We start from the raw sequence: 18,913 nt of genomic DNA on the forward strand, positions 1-18,913 counted from the left end.
CGTCGCCGCGCGCTGCCGCACCCGCGGGCGCACCGTCGCGCCCGCTCGCTATCGTCGAACAGATGTCCGCCCACGTCGCAGATCTCGATGCGCTGCTCGCGGGGCTCAACGAGCCCCAGCGCGAGGCCGTCGTGCACGGCGAGGGGCCGCTGCTGATCCTCGCGGGCGCCGGCTCGGGCAAGACGCGCGTGCTGACCCACCGGATCGCCTACCTCGTCGGCACGGGCCAGGCGCGCCCGGACGAGATCCTCGCGATCACGTTCACGAACAAGGCCGCGCAGGAGATGCGCGAGCGCGTCGAGCTGCTGGTCGGGCGCCGCACGCGCGCGATGTGGGTGATGACCTTCCACGCCGCCTGCGCGCGGATGCTGCGCGCCGACGCGCACCGGCTCGGCTACACGCGCCAGTTCACGATCTACGACCAGTCCGACGCGCGCCGCCTCGTCAAGCGTTGCATCGACGAGCTCGACATCGACCCGAAGCGCTTCACCCCGGGCGCGATCCACCACGAGATCTCCGACGCGAAGAACAAGCTGCGTGACGCGGAGGGCTACGGCAGACTCGTCGGCTCCTTCTTCGAGCAGACCGTCGCCGACGTCTACAAGCTCTACGAGGCCGAGCTGCATCGCATGAACGCGATGGACTTCGACGACCTGCTGGTACGCGCGGTCAACCTGATGGAGCTGTTCCCCGAGGTCCGCGAACGCTACGCCCGCGCCTTCCGCCACGTGCTCGTCGACGAGTACCAGGACACCAACCACGTCCAGTACCGCTGGCTCCAGCTGATCGCGGGGGAGCACAGAAACCTGGCGGTGGTCGGCGATGACAGCCAGTCGATCTACGGGTTCCGCGGTGCCGACATCCGCAACATCCTCAACTTCGAGGACGACTTCCCCGAGGCCGTCGTCATCAAGCTGGAGCAGAACTACCGCTCGACGCAGACGATCCTCGATGCCGCCAACGCGGTCATCCGCAACAACCGCGGCCAGCGCGAGAAGGACCTCTGGACCGATCTCGGGATCGGGGATCCGATCAAGGTGCGGGAGCTGGAGGACGAGCACGCGGAGGCGCGGTTCGTCGCGGGGGAGATCGAGCGGCTCGTCGACGAGGGGGTCTCGCGCGCGGAGCTGGCGGTCTTCTACCGCACCAACGCGCAGTCGCGGGTGCTGGAGGACACGCTCGTGCGGGCGCAGATCGGCTACCAGGTGATCGGCGGGACGAAGTTCTACGAGCGCGCCGAGATCAAGGACGCGGTCGCGTACCTGACGATGCTCGTCAACCCGCAGGACGTCGTCGCGTTCACGCGGATCGCCAACTCGCCGCGGCGCGGGATCGGGCAGACGTCGCTGTCGCGCGTCATATCGTGGGCGAACACGGCCGGCATCACGATCTGGGAGGCGGCGCTGGAGCCCGACTCCGTGCCCGGGCTCGGCACCGCCGCGAGAAAGGCCTTCCACCGCTTCATGGGCTCGATGCGCGTGCTCGGCGAGCGCGCCGCCGCGAACCCGCCGGTCGCCGAGCTGCTGAGAGAGGTGCTGGCCGAGTCCGGCTACCTCGACGCGCTGGAGGCAGAGCGCACGATCGAGGCGCAGGGTCGCACCGAGAACCTCGAGGAGCTCGTCAACGTCGCGGCGGAGTACGACGCGACGACCGACCTGCGCGAGGAGCCGCCGTCGCTGGCGGGCTTCCTGCAGCAGATCGCGCTCGTCGCCGACGCCGACGGCCGCAGAGACGACGTCGGCCTCGTGACGCTGATGACGCTGCACAACGCGAAGGGGCTCGAGTACCCGATCGTCTTCCTGCTCGGCTGCGAGGAGGGGATCTTCCCGCACCAGCGCGCGATCGAGGAGGGCGGCCTGGAGGAGGAGCGGCGCCTCGCCTACGTCGGCATAACGCGCGCCCAGCGCGATCTCTACATGACCTACGCCCGCACACGCGCGGTCTTCGGCTCGCGCTCGTTCGGCGCCCGCAGCCGCTTCGTCGACGAGATCCCGGTTGGGCTGACGGACCGCAACGAGCGGCCGGCCTTCGGCGTCGGCAGCGTGCGCGAGCGCGCGACGACGTGGGGGTCCTCGCCGAACCTGTCGCCGCTCGGCAGCGGCCCGATCCCCGGCGGGGGCTGGGACAGCGGCGCGGGCGGCGGGACCGGCTCGACCGAGTACCGGCTCGGCGACGACGTCGTCCACGCGGCCTTCGGCGAGGGCGTCGTGACGGCGGTCGAGGGGGGCGGGATCGTCGTGATCCGCTTCGCGAGAGACCGCTCCGAGCGCAAGCTCGTGGCGGACCTCGCCCCGATCGAGAAGCGCTGATCGGCTCGTCGCCGATAGGATCCGGCGCCGCATGGCAGCCACCATCATCGACGGCAGAGCGATCGCCCGCCAGGTCCGCGACCAGGTCGCCGCGGACGTCGCCGCATTCACTGCCGAGACGGGCGTCGTGCCCGGTCTCGCGACCGTCCTCGTCGGCGACGACCCGGCCTCCGCGGTCTACGTCGCGAACAAGCGCAGAGCGTGCGTCGAGGCCGGCATCGCCGACCTCCACCGTCACCTGCTGGCCGACGTCGCGCAGGAGGACGTCGTCGCGCAGTTGCAGGAGCTGAACGCCGACCCGCAGGTCAGCGGGATCCTGCTGCAGCTGCCGGTCCCGCGCCACCTCGACGCGAACCTGCTGGTCGAGCTGATCTCGCCCGACAAGGACGTCGACGGGCTCACCGCCGTCAGCGCCGGCCGGCTCGTCCAGGGCGTCCCGGGCCTGCGGCCGTGCACCCCGTCCGGCGTGATCGAGCTGCTCGACCACCACGAGGTGCCGCTGGAGGGGGCAGAGGCGGTCGTCGTCGGCCGCTCCGACCTCGTCGGCAAGCCGGTCGCGCAGCTGCTGCTGCAGCGCAACGCGACCGTCACGATCTGCCACTCGCGCACCCGCGACCTCAACGCGGTCACGCGCCGCGCGGACGTGCTGATCGCGGCCGTCGGCGTCCCGCGCCTGCTTGGCGCCGACGCCGTCAAGCCCGGCGCGGCCGTGGTCGACGTGGGCATCAACCGCACCGACGACGGCCTCGTCGGCGACGTCGACTTCGACGCCGTGCGCGAGGTCGCCGGCCTGCTGACGCCCGTCCCGGGCGGCGTCGGGCCGATGACGATCGCGCTGCTGCTGCGCAACACCCTCATCGCCGCGCGCCTGCAGCGCGGCGTGTAGCCTCGCCGCCGATGACGATCGACCTCAAACGCGTGCGGCTCGGCGAGTGGATCGCGGGGGCGGGCGGCGTGCTGCTGCTGCTCTCGCTCTTCCTGCTCGACTGGTACAGCGTCGGCGGCGGCGCCTTTTTCACGCGCGGCTCCGTCGATCTGTCGGCCAACGGCTGGCACACCCACTCGGTCCTGCGCTGGTTCATGCTGCTGACGATCCTCGCGGCGCTGATCCTGTTCGTCGCGACGCTGACGCAGCAGACGCCGGCGTTCTCGTCCGCGTGGGCGCCGGTCCTGACCGCGCTCGCGTTCGTCACGACCGTCTTCGTCGCCTACCGCGTCGTGATCAACGAGCCCGGGCCGAACGAGTTCGTCGACGTCGATGTCGGCGCCTGGATCGGCCTCTTCGCCTGCGCGCTCACGACGTACGGCGGCTACCTGTCGATGCGGATCGAGGGCGGTCCGATCGCGGACGTTCCGGTCCAGCACCGCACCCTCAGCCAGTAGCCGGCGGCGGCGCCCGCGCCGCTACACTCTCGCGCCGATGATCGATCGCGCGCAGGTACTCCACGTCGCCCGGCTCGCTCGCCTCGATCTCACCGACGACGAGGTCGGTGCGATGTCGCGCGAGCTGTCAGCAGTCCTCGACCACATCGAGAAGATCGGCGAGCTGCAGCTCGACGACGTGCCCGCCACGTCGCACGTGATCGACGTCGTCAACGCGCTGCGCCAGGACGAGCCGGTCCCGTCGCTGCCGCGCGAGCAGGCGCTCGCCAGCGCTCCCGAGGTCGTCGACGACGGCTTCGGTGTGCCGAGCCCGGGGGCGAGCTGATGAGCGGTCACGACCTGCTGGCGCTGTCGGCCAAGGAGGCGGCCGACGAGATCCGCCACGGCCACGTCTCCGCCGACGAGCTGTTCGAGGCGTACCGCACCCGCGCGGCCGCCGACGCGGCCGCCGGCGAGAACGGCCTCAACGCCTTCACCTGGGTCGCCGACGAGGCGCCCGCGCCCGCCGCGCCGCCGTCGAAGCAGGCGCCGCTGAGCGGTGTCCCGCTCGCCGTCAAGGACCTCTTCTGCACGGAGGGCGTGCCGAGCCAGTCGGGCTCGAAGATCCTCGCCGGCTACCGCCCGCCGTACAGCGCGACGGTCGTCAAGAAGCTCGCCGCGGCTGGCACGACGCTGCTCGGCAAGACGAACCAGGACGAGTTCGCGATGGGCAGCTCGAACGAGAACTCCGCCTTCGGCGACGTGCGCAACCCGTGGGACCGCAGCCGCGTCCCCGGCGGCTCCTCCGGCGGCAGCGCCGCGGCCGTCGCCGCCGGCCTGGCGCCGTGGGCGCTGGGCACCGACACGGGCGGCTCGATCCGCCAGCCGGCCGCGCTCTGCGGGATCGTCGGGCTGAAGCCGACCTACGGCTCGGTCTCGCGCTACGGGATGATCGCGTTCGCTTCGTCGCTTGACCAGGCGGGCCCGTTCGCACGCGACGTGACCGACACCGCGCTGCTGTTCCAGCAGATGGTTGGCCAGGACAGCTGCGACTCGACGTCGCTGCAGCATCCCGAGGCGATCGAGCTGCCGAAGGGCGTCGACCTGAAGGGGATCCGCATCGGCGTGCCCGAGGAGCTGACCGGCGACGGGATCGAGTCCGGCGTGCGCGACGCCTTCAACGCGTCGCTGGCGCTGGCCGAGCAGCTCGGCGCGACGATCGAGACGACGCACCTGCCGCACGCCCCGCACGCGCTCAGCGCCTATTACCTGATCGCGCCGGCCGAGGCGTCGTCCAACCTCGCCCGCTTCGACGGCGTCCGCTACGGCCACCGCGCCGAGGCCGACGACCTGCTGAGCATGTACACCCGCACGCGCGCCGAGGGCTTCGGGCCCGAGGTCAAGCGCCGCATCATGCTCGGGACCTACGCGCTCTCCAGCGGCTACTACGACGCCTACTACGGGCGCGCGCAGAAGGTCCGCACGAAGATCTCGGAGGACTTCTCCAACGCCTTCGAGACGTTCGACTTCATCGTCACGCCGACGGCGCCGACGGTCGCGTTCAGGCTCGGTGAGAAGACCGACGACCCGCTGGAGATGTACCTGCAGGACTTCTGCACGGTGCCGATGTCGCTCGCCGGCATCCCGGCGATCTCGATTCCCAACGGCCTCAGCGACGGCCTCCCGGTCGGGCTGCAGATCGCCGGCCCGGCGTTCAGCGAGAACCGCCTGCTGAGAGCCGCATACGTGCTGGAGCAGGCGCTCGGCTTCGACGGCTCGGCCGTGCGCCGCAACGGAGGTGCCTCCTGATGAGCAGCGGTTACGAGCCCGTCATCGGGCTGGAGATCCACGTCCAGCTGCGCACGAAGACGAAGATGTTCTGCGGCTGCGAGTTGTCGTTCGGCGACCCGCCGAACGTCCACACCTGCCCGGTCTGCCTCGGCCTGCCGGGCGCGCTCCCGGTCGTCAACGCGAGAGCGATCCACTACGCGCTGATGGTCGGCATGGCACTCGGCTGCGAGCTGGCGCCGCGCTCGATCTTCCACCGCAAGAACTACTTCTATCCGGACCTGCCCAAGGGCTACCAGATCTCGCAGTACGACATCCCGATCTGCAGCGGCGGCAACCTCGGCGACGTGCGGATCCACCGCGCGCACCTGGAGGAGGACGCGGCGAAGCTGATCCACGTCGGCGGCTCCGGCCGCATCCACGGCGCCGACGCCTCGGTGGTCGACTACAACCGCGGCGGCACGCCGCTGGTCGAGATCGTCACCGAACCGGACGTCAGATCGGCTGCGCAGGCGCGCGAGTGGCTGACGCTGCTGCGCGAGACGCTGCGTCAGCTCGGCGTCTCGGACGTGAACATGGAGGAGGGGTCGCTGCGCTGCGACGCCAACGTCTCGATCCGCCCGGTCGGCAGCGACGTGCTCGGCACCAAGACCGAGCTGAAGAACATGAACTCCTTCCGCTTCCTGGAGCGCGGCGTCGAGGCGGAGATCGCCCGTCAGATCGCGCTCGTGCAGAGCGGGGAGGAGGTCGTGCAGGAGACGCTGCACTACGACCCCGTGTCGGGCAGCATCTCGTCGCTGCGCTCGAAGGAGGAGGCGCACGACTACCGCTACTTCCCCGAGCCCGACCTCGTCCCGGTCGTGCTGACCGAGGCGATGATCGCCGCGGCGAGAGCTGAGCTGCCGGAGCTGCCGGCGCAGCGCGCCGCGCGCTACGAGTCGCAGCTGGGCCTGTCGGCCGACTCCGCGCGCCTGTTCGCCTTCCGCGCCGACCTCGCGCACTACTTCGAGGCGGCGCTGGCCGAGGACGACGCCAACGCGCAGGTGCTCGCGAACTGGATCTCCGGCGAGCTGGTCGCGCGCCTCGGCGACGACGACCCGGCGCAGTCGAAGGTGACGCCCGCCGCGATCGCGCAGCTGGTCGCGCTGCTGCACAGCAGAGCGGTCACGCCGGGCGCGGCGAAGCAGGTGCTCGACAGACTGGTCGCCGACGGCGGCGAGCCGGGCGCGATCGTCGAGGCCGAGGGCCTCGGCGCGATCGGCGGGGGCGACGAGCTGGCCGACGTCGTGCGGCGGGCGCTCGAATCCGACCCGTCGGCGGTCGAGAAGCTGAAGGCCGGCAACATGAAGGCGATCGGCCCGATCGTCGGCTTCGTGATGCGCGAGACGAAGGGCCGCGCCGACGGCGGCGAGGTCAACCGCCTCGTGCGCGAGCAGCTGGGGCTGTAGCAGGAGCGCTAGAAGCGCTCCAGCACCCGTGCGATCGCGGTCGTCCCGAACTCGACGGCCGCGACGGGCAGGCGCTCGTCCGGTGCGTGGACGAGCTCGTTGAAGCGCATCTCGGGCGGCAGCTGCATCGGCAGGAAGCCGTAGGTCTGGATCCCGAGGCGCGCGAAGAAGCGCCCGTCGGTGACGCCTGGCAGCAGCATCGGCACCGGCCGCGCCGCGGGGTCGACGGCGCGCAGCGCGTCGGCGAGCGTGTCGAACAGGCCGAGGTCCGGCCGCGCTGTGGCGGCGTCGTGGCGGACGATCTCGGCGTCGAAGTCGACGCCGCCGAGCGCGCGCAGCTCCGTCAGCACCTCGTCCGGGCGGAATCCCGGCAGCAGACGGCAGTCCAGCTCGGCCGTGACCGCGGCGGGGATCACGTTGATCTGCTCGCCGCCGCGCACGAGCGTCGCGCTGGCGGTGTGGTGCAGGAGCGGATCCAGCATCGCGCCGCGCTCGCCGAGCAGGTCGAGCAGGCGGTCGGTCAGGCGCGGGCGCAGCAGCCCGCGCAGCGTCGCGGCGACCGGCGCCGGCACGTCCGCGGCGAGTCCTTCGACCATCATCCGCGCCGACGGCGTGACGTGCACCGGCAGCCGTCCGCGGTCGAGCGCGGCCAGCAGCCGGCCGAGGCGGCCGGCGGCGCTGTCGCGCACCGGCATCGAGCCGTGGCCGGCGCGCCCGCGGAAGGTCGCGCGGATCCAGCAGACCTGCTTCTCGGCGACCATCACGGGATAGAAGCGGCGGCCGGCAAGCTCCAGCGTGAAGCCGCCGAACTCGCCGAGCGCGTAGCGCACGCCGGCGAACAGCTCGGGATGGTCGGCGACGACCTGCTCGGCGCCGTGCGTGCTGCCGGCCTCCTCGTCGGACAGCAGGCAGAGGATCAGGTCCCCGGGCGGCGGGGTCGCGGCCGCGTGCGCGCGCAGGAACGCCGCGGTCAGCATCGCGACGCCGCCCTTCATGTCGAGCGCGCCACGGCCCCACACGAAGCCGTCGGCGATCTCACCCGCGAACGGCGGGTGCGTCCAGTCGCCCGGCGCGGGGACGACGTCGACGTGGCCGTGCAGCAGCAGCGGGGCGGCGGCGCCGCGGCCGGCGATCCGCGCGATCAGGTTCGGCCGCTGCGGATCGCGCCCGACGATCCGCGTCTCGATCCCGCGCTCGTCGAGCAGGCCGCGCAGCCACTCGATGCAGGCGCGCTCGGCGCCGGGCGGGTTGCTGGTGTCGAAGCGCAGCAGCCGCTGCAGCAGCTCCAGCGGGCGCTGCTCGATCGGATCGGCGTGGTCGGCGGGCATCTGCGCAGCTTAATGTCGGTTGGCACCGCTGCGCGACGGAGTACGCTTAGAGGATGTCCACTCAAGACACAGAGAAGAGCGGCGGAGCGTCGATCCTCCAGAAGGCGATCGCGGCGCTGATCCTGATCATCGTCGTCGTGGTGCTGGCGAAGGTCCTGCTCAGCTTCCTCGCGGGCATACTGTGGCTCGTGATCGCCGTCGTCGTGATCGGCGCGATCCTGTGGGCCGCCAACACGTTGCTCTGACGGCGGCGGCGGCGTAGTCGATGGCGTTCCTCGTCATCCTGTTCTTCTTCGGTCTGGCCGGTGGCGTCGTCGGCCGGATCAAGGGCAGCTCGTTCTTCATCTGGTTCCTGGTCTCGTTCTGCGTGCCGGTGATAGGGCTGGCGTGCGCGCTGCTGTATCGCTGGGACAACAACGAGCTGCGGCGCGAGTGCCCCGGCTGCGGCAAGGTCGTGAAGCTGCACGACGCGCTCTGCACGAGCTGCGGGACCGAGCTGGAGTTCCCGGAGACGGCGATCGCCTCCGAGGCGCAGGTCGCCGCGGCGCGGCGGACGCGCGCGGCGGCGTCACACCAGGCGTAGGTCGAGCGCCGCACCGCGCCGCGTGGGCCGCGCCGCCCGCGCGCGCTGACGACCACGCCTACCCGCGCGCTGACGGACGGCGGCCCAGGCGCCGCGCGAACCGCCGCCGACCGCCTTCAGAGCCCGCTGACAGGCCCCGCCCAGGGGCCGGTCCGGGCGCCTGCCCGCTGGTAGGATCAGGAGATCCGCGCGCGTCGGCCACACGGCGCGCGTTCCAGTTTCCGAGCCCCTTGAGAGGAGGCGAGCGCAGATGCGTGCAGTCGACGCCCTGATGGAGTGTTTGAAAGCGGAGGGTGTCGAGGTCGTATTCGGCCTGCCCGGCGGCGCGAACCTCCCGACCTACGATGCCTTCTACGACGCTGGCATCCGGCACATCCTCGTCCGGCACGAGGCCGGCGGCGGCCACGCCGCCGAGGGCTACGCGAAGGCGACCGGCAAGGTCGGCGTCGCGTTCGGCACCAGCGGCCCCGGCGCGACCAACCTGATCACGCCGATCGCGGACGCGATGATGGACTCGGTTCCGGTCGTCTTCATCACCGGCCAGGTGCGCACGGAGCTGATCGGCACGGACGGCTTCCAGGAGGCGGACATGCTCGGCATGACGCTTCCGATCGTCAAGCACTCGTTCATGATCCAGCACCCGCTGGAGATCCCGCGCGCGATCCACGAGGCGTTCCACATCGCCCGCAGCGGCCGGCCCGGCCCGGTGCTCGTCGACATCCCGCAGGACCTCAGCCGCGCGGACATCCCGTACGAGCCGGTCACGGACGTCAGGCTGCCCGGCTACCAGCCCAACAGAGACGGCAACCAGAAGCAGATCCGGCTCGCCGCGAAGGCGCTCGCGAACGCGCGCCGGCCGGTCCTCTACGTCGGCGGCGGCGTCGTCAACGCGAACGCCTCCGAGGAGCTGCGCGCGCTCGCGCTCAGCGACCGCTTCCCGGTGACCGCGACGCTGATGGCGCTCGGCGCCTTCCCGGCGCCGCACCACCAGTGGCTCGGGATGCTCGGCATGCACGGCACGCGCGCCGCCAACTACGCGATGGACGAGGCCGACCTGATCGTCGCGATCGGCGCCCGCTTCGACGACCGCATCACCGGCAAGCTGTCGGAGTTCGCCCCGCGCGCGAAGTTCATCCACATCGACATCGACCCGGCCGAGATCTCCAAGAACGTGCCGGCGCACATCCCGATCGTCGGCGACGCCAAGAGCGTGCTCGCGAGACTGACGAGCGAGTACGTCGCGCTCGAGGCCGACCAGGGCCGGCTGGAGGAGTGGTGGACGCGGATCGACGGCTGGCGCCGTCAGTACCCGCTCACCTACGAGGACTCGGCCGACACCGAGATCACGCCGCAGCGGGGCGTGCAGGCGATCCTCGAGGCGACCGGCGGCGAGGCGATCATCACCTCCGACGTCGGCCAGCACCAGATGTGGACGGCGCAGTACTACGACTTCCCGCAGCCGCGCCGCTGGATCAACTCCGGCGGCCTCGGCACGATGGGCTTCGGCGTCCCCGCCGCGATGGGCGCCGCGGTCGGCGTGCCGGACCGCACGGTCGTCTGCGTCGCCGGCGACGGCTCGGTGCAGATGAACGCGCAGGAGCTGGCGACCTGCGCGCAGAACAGAATCCCGATCAAGGTGATCATCCTCAACAACGGCTTCCTCGGCATGGTCCGCCAGTGGCAGGAGCTGTTCTGGGACAACCGCTACTCGCACGTCGACCTCGGGCAGTACCCGGACTTCGTCAAGCTCGCGGAGGCCTACGGCTGCACCGGCCTGCGGCTGACGGACAAGACGACGCTCGTGGAGGACCTGAAGGCGGCGATCGCGACCGAGGGACCCGTCGTCGTCGACGTCCGCGTCACGAGAGAGGCCAACGTGTATCCGATGATCTCGCCCGGCCAGGCCGCGCGGGACATGGTGGGTTAGGTGACTGTCATGGGTGAACCCGGAACGCAGGAACTGATCAGCCTCGACGACCTCGAGGCGGCGGGCGGGCTGATGACCGGCCGCAAGCACATCCTCTCGATCCTGGTCGAGAACAAGCCGGGCGTGCTGACCCGCGTCGCCGGGCTGTTCGCGCGGCGTGCGTTCAACATCGACACGCTCGCCGTCGGCCCGACCGACGACCCGACCGTCTCGCGCATCACGCTGACGCTCGACGGCGCCGTCCATCCGATCGACCAGGTCACGAAGCAGCTGCACAAGCTGATCAACGTGCTGAAGATCCGCGACCTCGAGCCGGGCGAGACGCTCGCGCGCGAGCTGGCGCTGTTCAAGCTGTCCGCCGACGGCGCCGCGCGCGCCGAGGTGCTGCAGATCTGCGAGATCTTCCGCGCGAAGATCGTCGACGTCGCGAAGCGCTCGGTGATCGTCGAGATCACCGGCACGACCGACAAGATCGAGGCGTTCGAGCGGCTCGTGCGGCCGTTCGGCCTGATCGAGATGGCCCGCACCGGCGAGATCGCGATCTCGCGCGGACGCAGCGAGACCTGATCCCCGTCGAAGGGTAAGACCCGCTTCATGACGTTCAGCCTGCGTGCGCGGTCGGCGAGTCCCGAGTGGCTCGACCGTCCCGCGCGCGAGCTGCTGTCGATGCGGCTGCAGGAGGCGGTGCGGCGCGCGCGCAGCCGCGCGACCGCGCAGGCCGACCGCACCGGCGAGGCGCTCGCGGCGGTCAGCGTGCCGCTGCGCGGCGTCGATCCGACCGCGGTCGTCGTCGCCTCGCGCCAGCCCGGCGAGCCGTGGTTCGCGCTCGAGCAGCCCGACCGCGACGGCACTGCGCTCGCCGCGCTCGGCTGCGTGCGCGCGATCGAGGCGAGCGGAGAGGACCGCTTCGACGCCGTCGCGCGCACGTGGGAGCGGCTCGCGGCCGACGCCGTCGCCGACCCGCCCGACGGACCGGCCGGCACCGGCCTCGTCGCCGTCGGCGGCTTCGCGTTCGCGCCGCAGGGCGGCAGATCGCCGACCTGGTCGGGCTTCGCGCCGGGGTCGCTGCAGGTGCCGCAGATCGCCTTCGCGCGGCGCGGTCGCGACGTGCGGCTGACGGTCGCCGCGCTCGCGACGCCCGACGACGACCCCGCGCAGTTGCTGGCTGCGATCGAAGCGCGGCTCGAGGCGCTCGTCGCGGCGCCGTCGCTGCCGCTGCTGGACCCGGCGCCGTCCGGTCGCTACGACGTCGTCAGCGCGATGCCGCCGGAGCACTACGAGGGCGCGGTCGTGCGAGCGGTCGAGCGGATCAGAGCGGGAGAGCTGGAGAAGGTCGTGCTCGCGCGCGAGGTGCAGGTGCACGCGCCGCAGGCGCACGATCCCGGCGCCGTCTTCGGGGCGCTGCGCGACGGCTTCCCCGGCTGCTTCGTCTACGCCGTCGGCCGCGGCGAGGCGACCTTCGTCGGCGCGACGCCGGAGCTGCTGGTGCGGCGCGACGGCGAACGCGCCTCGACCGTCGCGCTCGCCGGCTCGACCCGGCGCAGCGCCGACCCGGCGGTCGACGACCATCTCGGCGAAGCGCTGCTGCGCAGCGACAAGGACCGCGGCGAGCAGGCGATCGTGACGCGGCGGATCGCGAGGGCGCTGCGGCCGCACAGCGTGTGGGTGACGGCGGCGCCGGAGCCGGTCGTCGTGAGGGTCGCGAACATCCAGCACCTCGCGACGCCGATCCGCGCGCAGCTGTCGCAGCCGATCGGCGCGATGACGCTCGCGAACGTGCTGCACCCGACGCCGGCGGTCGGCGGCGAGCCGTTCGCGACCGCCGAGCGGCTGATCCCGCAGCTGGAGGGCTTCGACCGCGGCTGGTACGCCGGGCCGGTCGGCTGGACCGACGCCAACGGCGACGGCGAGCTGTGCGTCGCGCTGCGCTGCGCGCTCCTGCGCGGCCCCGTCGCGCACCTCTACGCCGGCGTCGGCGTCGTGCGCGACTCCGACCCGGCCGCGGAGCTGGCCGAGACGGAGATCAAGCTGCAGGCGCTGCTGCCGGTGCTCGCGGGCTGAGCGGCGCCCGGGCGCCGCAGTGCCACTCGGCCGCGGGCCGGGCGCGTCAGGCGCCGAACGCTCTGTACGCGTCGTCGTTGTCGGGCGCCGGCGGCTTCGGCTTCTCCGGCGCGGCCGGACGCTCCGGCGCGCTCGGCGGGGCCCACGACTGCTGCGGTGCCTCGCCCGCGGGCGCCGGAGTGCGCGGCGGTTGCTCCTGCGGCACTGTGGGGGCGGGCGCGGGCGCCGGCGTCGGCGCATCCGGCTCCGGCCACGCCTGCCAGCGCTCGGTCGGCGACGGCGCGGCCGGCGGCGGCCACTGCGCCTGCGCGGGCTGCGGCCAATCCGTCAGCGCCTGCGGCTCGCGCGAGGCGTCGGCGCGGTAGACGTAGGTCTTGGCGATCTTGTCGTGCAGGCACTGCCGTCGCTTGTCGAACAGCCCGAACGGATAGTCGATCAGCGAGTAGATCCCGCTCGTCATGACGCTGAGCACGGTCGTGCCGAGCACGTCACGCAGCGCCCCGCGCCAGAACGTGACGGGCACGCCCTCGCTGGTGACGACGCGCACCTTCATCAGCTGCTTGCCGAACGTCTGCCCGTTGTGGGCGCCCCTGCGGCTGAGCGTGAGCGGGTAGTAGAGCAGCACGGCGAGCGCGTAGACGGCGTAGATCGTGATGGCCGTGGCCGTGCCGTCGGCGTCCGAGTCACCGGTGGACACCGCGACGACGATCGCGATCACGAACACGGGGATCGCGATGAAGATCCCGTCCAGCACGATCGCCCAGAAGCGGCGCCAGCGCGACGCCAGCCGCTCGTCGTCTTCGAGCGGCTGCGGCGCCTTCGCATCCGTCGAGGCGGCGTCGGTCGGGTAGGGCTCGTAGGCGCTCATGGCGCGCAGGCTACCGGCCGGCGCAGCGGCGGGCGAGCGGGTTCGGCGGACGGACTACTCGCGCTGCGGCAGCGCCGCCTTGCGCCACAGCCCGACGACTTCGCGCACGCTCGCGCTGCGGTACGAGATGCGGTTGTCGAGCGGGCGCAGCTCCAGCTCGAAGCGGCCGCTGTCGCGCTGCTGCAACGAGATCACGACCGCGTGAAAGCGGCGGCCCTTCTTGTCGACCTCGACGACGTCGCCGGGGGCGATGCCCTTCGAGCTGAGCCGCTGCGGCCTCGGCTCCGCGACCGGCTTCGGCGCCGGGTCTTCGAACTGCAGGAAGCTGATCTGGGCGTCGGACACGGCGGTCGGAAGAAGGTAGCCCTTCGTGCGGCGGAGCGGCGGCTGTGATATCAATTAGGCACACCTAACAAGGACCGGTGCGGCAGGCCCCGTCGCAACGTTCCGAGCACAACGGACCGAGGTCAGAGTCGGTCCCTGCGCCCGAGCCTTCCGTGCCGGCAATGACATGGTCATCGCCGCACTTCCCACCGTCCACTTCGTCATCGGCCTCCGTGAGGGCGTTGAAGCCGCGCTCATCGTCGGCATCATCGCCACGTTCCTGCGTCAGCAGGGGCGCTCCGACGCACTGCGTTGGATGTGGGCCGGCGTCGCCCTCGCGATCGCGCTCTGCGTCGGCGTCGCCGTCGTGCTGGAGCTGATCGACGAGAACCTCCCGCAGAGACAGCAGGAGGCGTTCGAGGCGATCGTCGGGCTGGTCGCGGTCGGGATGGTCACGTTCATGATCGTCTTCATGCGCCGCCACGCGCGCGAGCTGGGCGGGCAGCTGCGCGGCAACGCCGCCAGCGCGCTCGCCGCGGGATCCGCCGTCGGACTCGTCGCGATGGCGTTCCTCGCGGTCATGCGCGAGGGGCTGGAGACCGCGATGTTCATGCTCGCCGCGTTCCAGGCGTCGATGGGCACGAGCCCGCTGGTCGCCGGCCTCGGCGCCGTCGCCGGCGTGCTCGTCGCAGCGGTGATCGGGTGGCTGATCTACCGCAGCGGCATGAAGGTCAACATGTCGCGCTTCTTCCGCATCACCGCGGTGCTGCTGGTGATCATCGCCGCGGGGCTCGTCTCCAGCGCGATCCACCACGCCAACGAGGCCGCGCTGTTCACCTCCTTCAACACGCAGGCGCTCGACCTCTCGTGGTTCGTGATCCCGCGCTCGGACTCGATCACGACGGGGCTGATCACCGGGCTGCTGGGCGTCTATCCCTTCCCGTCGGTCGCGGAGGTCGCCGGCTGGCTGCTGTACGCGGTGCCGATGCTGATCTACGTGCTGTGGCCGCAGGGCCGCACGCTCGGCCGTCGTCGGCGCGACCCCTCGGTCGCGACCACGAGCGCGGCCTGACAGACCTTTCTTCGCCAACCAGGAGCACAGATGAACCCGAACCAGACGATCTCGCGCGGCCTGCTCGCCGTGAGCGCCGCGGCGCTGCTCGCAACCGGCCTCGCGGCCTGTGGCAGCGACGACAGCTCCGGCGGCGGCGGTTCCGGCTCCTCGACGAACGCGAACGCGAACGCGTCGACCGGTCCGGCGAAGGAGCTGAGACTGCAGCTGACCGACGACGGCTGCACGCCCGCCCAGGCGACCGTGCCGGCCGGCTCGGTCAAGGTGGTCGTCAGCAACCCGGACAGCAACAAGACCGACGAGGTCGAGCTGAAGAACGCCGACGGAATCATCATGGGCGAGCGCGAGAACATCGCGCCGGGGCTGTCGTCCGACTTCACGCTGACGCTGCAGCCGGGCAGATACGTGCTCAACTGCACCTTCCAGAACGAGCAGCGCGACAACGGCTCGGTCACGGTGACGGGCGCGGCGGCGAGAGAGGCCGCGGTCGACGACGTCGAGCTGGCGAAGGCCGTCGGCGAGTACCAGCGCTACGTCAAGGGCGAGAGCGACAAGCTGCTCACCAGCACGAGAGCGTTCGTCGCGGCGCTGAAGGCGGGCGACGTCGCCAGAGCGAAGGCGCTGTTCGGCCCGACGCGGATCCACTACGAGGCGGTCGAGCCGATCGCCGAGAGCTTCGGCGACCTCGATCCCGAGATCGACGCGCGCGTCAACGACGTCGCCGACCGCTCGAAGTGGACCGGCTTCCACAAGCTCGAGCAGATCCTGTGGCAGAGAGACACCACGGACGGCACCGGCAGATACGCGGACAAGCTGCTCGCCGACGTGACGAAGCTCGACGACAGCATCGACGGGCTGAGACTGCAGGCGGCACAGGTCGCCAACGGCGCGGTCGCGCTGCTGGACGAGGTCTCCAGCAGCAAGATCACCGGCGAGGAGGATCGCTACTCGCACACCGACCTCTCCGACTTCCAGGGCAACTTCAGCGGCGCGCGCGAGGCGTTCGAGGTGCTCAAGCCGGCGCTGGAGGCACGCGGCGACGGCGCGCTGGTGACGCAGATCGACGAGCGCATCGCGGCGGTCCAGGCCGGTCTGGACCGCTACAGACGCGACACGGCGCTCGGCTTCGCGCCGTATCAGGAGCTGACCGCGAGAGATCGCCGCCAGTTCGCCCAGCAGATCGCCGCCCTGGCCGAGCCGCTCTCGCTCGTCGCCGGGAAGGTGCTGCCAAGTCAGAGCTGACGCGATGGCCGGCGCCGACGACGCGGCTGGGCGGGACGGCATGAGCGGCGAGGCCGACGCGGCTGGGCGGGACGGCACGAGCGGCGAGGCCGACGCGACGCGGCCGACCGGCAGCGGCGCGGCTTCCTCGTCGCGCGGCCTGACGCGCCGCCGGCTGCTGCTCGGCGGGGGCGGGGTCGTCGGCCTCGCCGCCGCGGCCGCGGCGGGCTACGCCGTCGGCGACGCGCAAGCCGACGAGGGCGACGGCGGAGCGAGCGGTTCCGGCTCGTCCGCGATCGTCCCGTTCGAAGGCACCCATCAGGCCGGCATCGCGACGCCGGCGCAGGCGCGGCTGGTGTTCGGCTCGTTCGACGTCGTCAGCGACAGCGCGGACGATCTGCGCGAGCTGCTGCGCGCGTGGACCGAAGCGGCGCGGCTGATGACGGCCGGGCGTCCGACCGGCGCCGTCGCCGGTCAGCCGGAGCTGCCGCCGCAGGACACCGGCGAGGCGCTCGGGCTGGGGCCGTCGTCGCTGACGATCACGATCGGCGTGGCGCCGTCGCTGTTCGAGCGCGACGGCGAGGACCGCTTCGGCCTGCGCGCCCGCCGACCGGCGGCGCTGAAGCCACTCGGCCCGCTGCCGGGCGACCAGCTCGACCCCGCCCGCAGCGGCGGCGACCTCTGCGTGCAGGCGTGCGCGGACGATCCGCAGGTCGCCTTCCACGCCGTCCGCAACCTGCTGCGCGCCGGCCGCGGGATCGCGGAGCTGCGCTGGCTGCAGCTCGGCTTCGGCAGCAACACGGCGACGACGAGCGGGCAGCAGACGCCGCGCAACCTGATGGGCTTCAAGGACGGCACGAACAACCTCAAGGTCGACGACGGCGCGGCGCTCGATCGCCACGTCTGGGTCGGCGACGAGGAGCCGCAGGCGTGGTTTCGCGGCGGCACCTACCTGGTGGCGCGCCGCATCCGGATGCTGATCGAGAGCTGGGACCGCGACCGCCTGTCCGACCAGGAGGCGGTCGTCGGCCGGCGCAAGGTCAGTGGCGCGCCGCTGGGCGGCAGAGCGGAGCACGACAGACCGGACCTGAGCGCGAGAGGCGCCGACGGCCTGCCGACGATCCCGGTCGACGCCCACATCCGCCTCGCCGCGCCGGCGACCAACGACGGCGCCGCGCTGCTGCGCCGCGGCTACGCCTACACCGACGGGATCGACCCCCGCACCGGCCTGCTCGACGCCGGCCTCTTCTTCGTCGCCTTCCAACGTGACCCCGAGCGCCAGTTCGTCGCGATCCAGCGGCGGTTGGGCGCCAACGACGCGCTGACCGAGTACGTCCAGCACACCGGCAGCGGCCTGTTCGCGGTGCCGCCGGGCGTGCGGGGGAGGGGCGGGTTCGTCGGCGAGGGGCTGTTCGGCTAGCGGCTGCCTACCCGCGCGGCAGCGCAGCGCTTCTCGGGACACCCGCCTCCAGCCACGTGACGGTCTCAGACGTGCCCTCGGCGAACGCTGCGCCGGTAATCGAGTCCGCGTCGACCGTGGCCAGCGTGACCGCTCTGCCGCCTGGGCGGCCGGCCTCGACGCGGGTTTCGTAGTCGTAGTGCTGCTCGTACATCCCGTTGGGGGCGATGAAACCGTTCGAGCGCGTCGTCACCAGCGGGAAGGCGAGTGCGCCGTCGTCGGCCAGCGCGAGCTGCGAGATGCGCATGGCGGCGGCTTGGTTGTCGTTCACGTACGTGAACGTCGTCGGCCGCGAGCTGTCGCGGCCGACGTCAGCGACCGAGACCGACAGCTGGTCGTGGAAGGTGATGGTGTCCCCCGAGGCGGTGATCCATGCCACCCAGGTTCCGTTGACGACGACAGACCCGATAGAGCTACCGCCATAGCGGTAGTTGCTGACGGCGGTGAGCGCTCGCGGCCGGCCGGACGAGGTCAGGCAGGTGCGGATGTAGTGGTCGTCGTTGAAGCCGGTCAGCGCTTCCGACGGCGCGAAATCGGTCACCAGCAGCTCGTCGTCGCTTGCGAGGACTCTCTCGGCCGGCGCTGGCGCACAGGACGGCCGTGCGCCCGCCCCCAAGCGCATCTGCGCCTGCAGTCGCACCGTCTGGGCTCTCCCGCGGGTCCCGATGAGCGTGCAGTGGTTTGCGCGCGCCGCGACGTCGCGCGGCAGGCGCACGCGGACCGTGCGCGCCCCGCGTGCCACGTGCACCGCGCGCTGCGCCGGCGGGCTCGTGAACAGCGGCTGGATCGGCGCGTGCTCCCCCTCGTCGAATCCGTTGCCGACCGAGTCGCCGCAACGCGCCACCAGGCGCTGGCCGCCGCGCGGCAGTCTGCTCAGCGGTGCGCGCAGCGTGACCGTCAGCAGGCGGCCTTCGAGGCGGAAGCGCGCGCCGCCGCCGGCCATCGTGCCGGTCACCAGCGCGGCGGGCGCGGGTCTGGGGGCGGTCTTCCTGGCCTGTGCGGTGGTGACGATTCCCGCGGCTCCGCCAGCGCTGCTCTTGCCCTGCGCGGCGGCCGTGCCGGCCGCGATTCCCGCGGCTGACACGACGAGGAGACTCGCCAGCAGCATTCGTCCGTGAACTCTCATGCTGGATCAAACGCGCCGGCGGACACGTGGTTGCGAC

Annotated in this window: 18 protein-coding genes; 14 read left to right on the top strand and 4 right to left on the bottom strand. The window is 72.0% G+C overall.

Annotation, left to right across the window (positions count from 1 at the left end):
- The first annotated feature begins 62 nt into the window (after positions 1-62).
- Genes Q7L65_RS20770 through gatB form a run of 6 tightly spaced genes read left to right on the top strand, consistent with a single transcriptional unit; the run spans position 63 to position 6,907 of the window.
- On the top strand, positions 63-2,309 hold the full coding sequence (locus tag Q7L65_RS20770) for an ATP-dependent helicase (RefSeq protein ID WP_304724086.1): 2,247 nt from the start codon (positions 63-65) through the stop codon (positions 2,307-2,309).
- 31 nt (positions 2,310-2,340) lie between these two features.
- Positions 2,341-3,195 (top strand): bifunctional methylenetetrahydrofolate dehydrogenase/methenyltetrahydrofolate cyclohydrolase FolD, encoded by an 855-nt coding sequence (gene folD, locus Q7L65_RS20775; protein WP_304724088.1) that lies wholly within the window; start codon positions 2,341-2,343, stop codon positions 3,193-3,195.
- A gap of 11 nt (positions 3,196-3,206) precedes the next feature.
- The gene (locus tag Q7L65_RS20780; protein WP_304724090.1) at positions 3,207-3,692 is read left to right on the top strand and encodes a hypothetical protein; all 486 of its coding nucleotides are present in this window, start codon (positions 3,207-3,209) and stop codon (positions 3,690-3,692) included.
- Positions 3,693-3,729: 37 nt separating this feature from the next.
- Positions 3,730-4,017, top strand: coding sequence for an Asp-tRNA(Asn)/Glu-tRNA(Gln) amidotransferase subunit GatC (gatC, locus tag Q7L65_RS20785; RefSeq protein WP_304724091.1), 288 nt, complete (start codon positions 3,730-3,732; stop codon positions 4,015-4,017).
- The gene (gene gatA, locus Q7L65_RS20790; RefSeq protein WP_304724092.1) at positions 4,017-5,480 is read left to right on the top strand and encodes an Asp-tRNA(Asn)/Glu-tRNA(Gln) amidotransferase subunit GatA; all 1,464 of its coding nucleotides are present in this window, start codon (positions 4,017-4,019) and stop codon (positions 5,478-5,480) included. Before gatC ends, gatA begins: the two co-directional genes overlap by 1 nt.
- Positions 5,480-6,907, top strand: a complete 1,428-nt coding sequence (gene gatB / locus Q7L65_RS20795) for an Asp-tRNA(Asn)/Glu-tRNA(Gln) amidotransferase subunit GatB (RefSeq protein ID WP_304724093.1) — start codon at positions 5,480-5,482, stop codon at positions 6,905-6,907. Before gatA ends, gatB begins: the two co-directional genes overlap by 1 nt.
- Before the next feature lie 8 nt (positions 6,908-6,915).
- Here the strand turns inward: gatB and Q7L65_RS20800 are convergent, their stop codons facing one another.
- On the bottom strand, positions 6,916-8,235 hold the full coding sequence (locus Q7L65_RS20800) for a M20/M25/M40 family metallo-hydrolase (RefSeq protein ID WP_304724095.1): 1,320 nt from the start codon (positions 8,233-8,235) through the stop codon (positions 6,916-6,918).
- A 53-nt stretch (positions 8,236-8,288) separates the two neighbouring features.
- Between Q7L65_RS20800 and Q7L65_RS20805 the strand changes: the two genes are divergently transcribed.
- The 5 genes from Q7L65_RS20805 to Q7L65_RS20825 all read left to right on the top strand — a co-directional run bounded on the left by Q7L65_RS20805 (position 8,289) and on the right by Q7L65_RS20825 (position 12,806).
- Positions 8,289-8,480: a hypothetical protein gene (locus Q7L65_RS20805; protein ID WP_304724097.1), complete on the top strand. Its 192-nt coding sequence runs from the start codon at positions 8,289-8,291 to the stop codon at positions 8,478-8,480.
- Between the two features lie 20 nt (positions 8,481-8,500).
- The gene (locus Q7L65_RS20810) at positions 8,501-8,818 is read left to right on the top strand and encodes a hypothetical protein (RefSeq protein ID WP_304724098.1); all 318 of its coding nucleotides are present in this window, start codon (positions 8,501-8,503) and stop codon (positions 8,816-8,818) included.
- Between the two features lie 250 nt (positions 8,819-9,068).
- Complete coding sequence (gene ilvB, locus Q7L65_RS20815; RefSeq protein WP_304724099.1) at positions 9,069-10,745, top strand: biosynthetic-type acetolactate synthase large subunit; 1,677 nt, start codon at positions 9,069-9,071, stop codon at positions 10,743-10,745.
- A gap of 9 nt (positions 10,746-10,754) precedes the next feature.
- Positions 10,755-11,312 (top strand): acetolactate synthase small subunit, encoded by a 558-nt coding sequence (gene ilvN, locus Q7L65_RS20820; protein WP_304724100.1) that lies wholly within the window; start codon positions 10,755-10,757, stop codon positions 11,310-11,312.
- Between the two features lie 27 nt (positions 11,313-11,339).
- A complete protein-coding gene (locus Q7L65_RS20825) occupies positions 11,340-12,806 on the top strand; it encodes an isochorismate synthase MenF (RefSeq protein ID WP_304724101.1) in 1,467 nt (488 codons plus the stop codon).
- Positions 12,807-12,852: 46 nt separating this feature from the next.
- Here the strand turns inward: Q7L65_RS20825 and Q7L65_RS20830 are convergent, their stop codons facing one another.
- Both Q7L65_RS20830 and Q7L65_RS20835 read right to left on the bottom strand, forming a co-directional pair.
- Entirely contained in the window at positions 12,853-13,674 is an 822-nt protein-coding gene (locus Q7L65_RS20830) for an RDD family protein (protein WP_304724102.1), read from the bottom strand.
- Between the two features lie 54 nt (positions 13,675-13,728).
- Positions 13,729-14,019: a hypothetical protein gene (locus tag Q7L65_RS20835; protein WP_304724103.1), complete on the bottom strand. Its 291-nt coding sequence runs from the start codon at positions 14,017-14,019 to the stop codon at positions 13,729-13,731.
- 166 nt (positions 14,020-14,185) lie between these two features.
- On the opposite strand from Q7L65_RS20835, the gene efeU reads away from it, so the two are divergent.
- Genes efeU through efeB form a run of 3 tightly spaced genes read left to right on the top strand, consistent with a single transcriptional unit; the run spans position 14,186 to position 17,711 of the window.
- Complete coding sequence (gene efeU, locus Q7L65_RS20840; protein ID WP_304724104.1) at positions 14,186-15,070, top strand: iron uptake transporter permease EfeU; 885 nt, start codon at positions 14,186-14,188, stop codon at positions 15,068-15,070.
- Between the two features lie 30 nt (positions 15,071-15,100).
- Positions 15,101-16,312: an iron uptake system protein EfeO gene (gene efeO, locus Q7L65_RS20845; protein ID WP_304724106.1), complete on the top strand. Its 1,212-nt coding sequence runs from the start codon at positions 15,101-15,103 to the stop codon at positions 16,310-16,312.
- 4 nt (positions 16,313-16,316) lie between these two features.
- Positions 16,317-17,711: an iron uptake transporter deferrochelatase/peroxidase subunit gene (efeB, locus tag Q7L65_RS20850; protein WP_304724108.1), complete on the top strand. Its 1,395-nt coding sequence runs from the start codon at positions 16,317-16,319 to the stop codon at positions 17,709-17,711.
- A gap of 7 nt (positions 17,712-17,718) precedes the next feature.
- Here efeB and Q7L65_RS20855 read toward each other — a convergent pair whose 3' ends face one another.
- The gene (locus Q7L65_RS20855; protein ID WP_304724110.1) at positions 17,719-18,834 is read right to left on the bottom strand and encodes a hypothetical protein; all 1,116 of its coding nucleotides are present in this window, start codon (positions 18,832-18,834) and stop codon (positions 17,719-17,721) included.
- Positions 18,835-18,913: the final 79 nt, after the last annotated feature.

Source organism: Conexibacter sp. CPCC 206217 (assembly GCF_030646165.1).
GTDB lineage: Bacteria > Actinomycetota > Thermoleophilia > Solirubrobacterales > Solirubrobacteraceae > Conexibacter.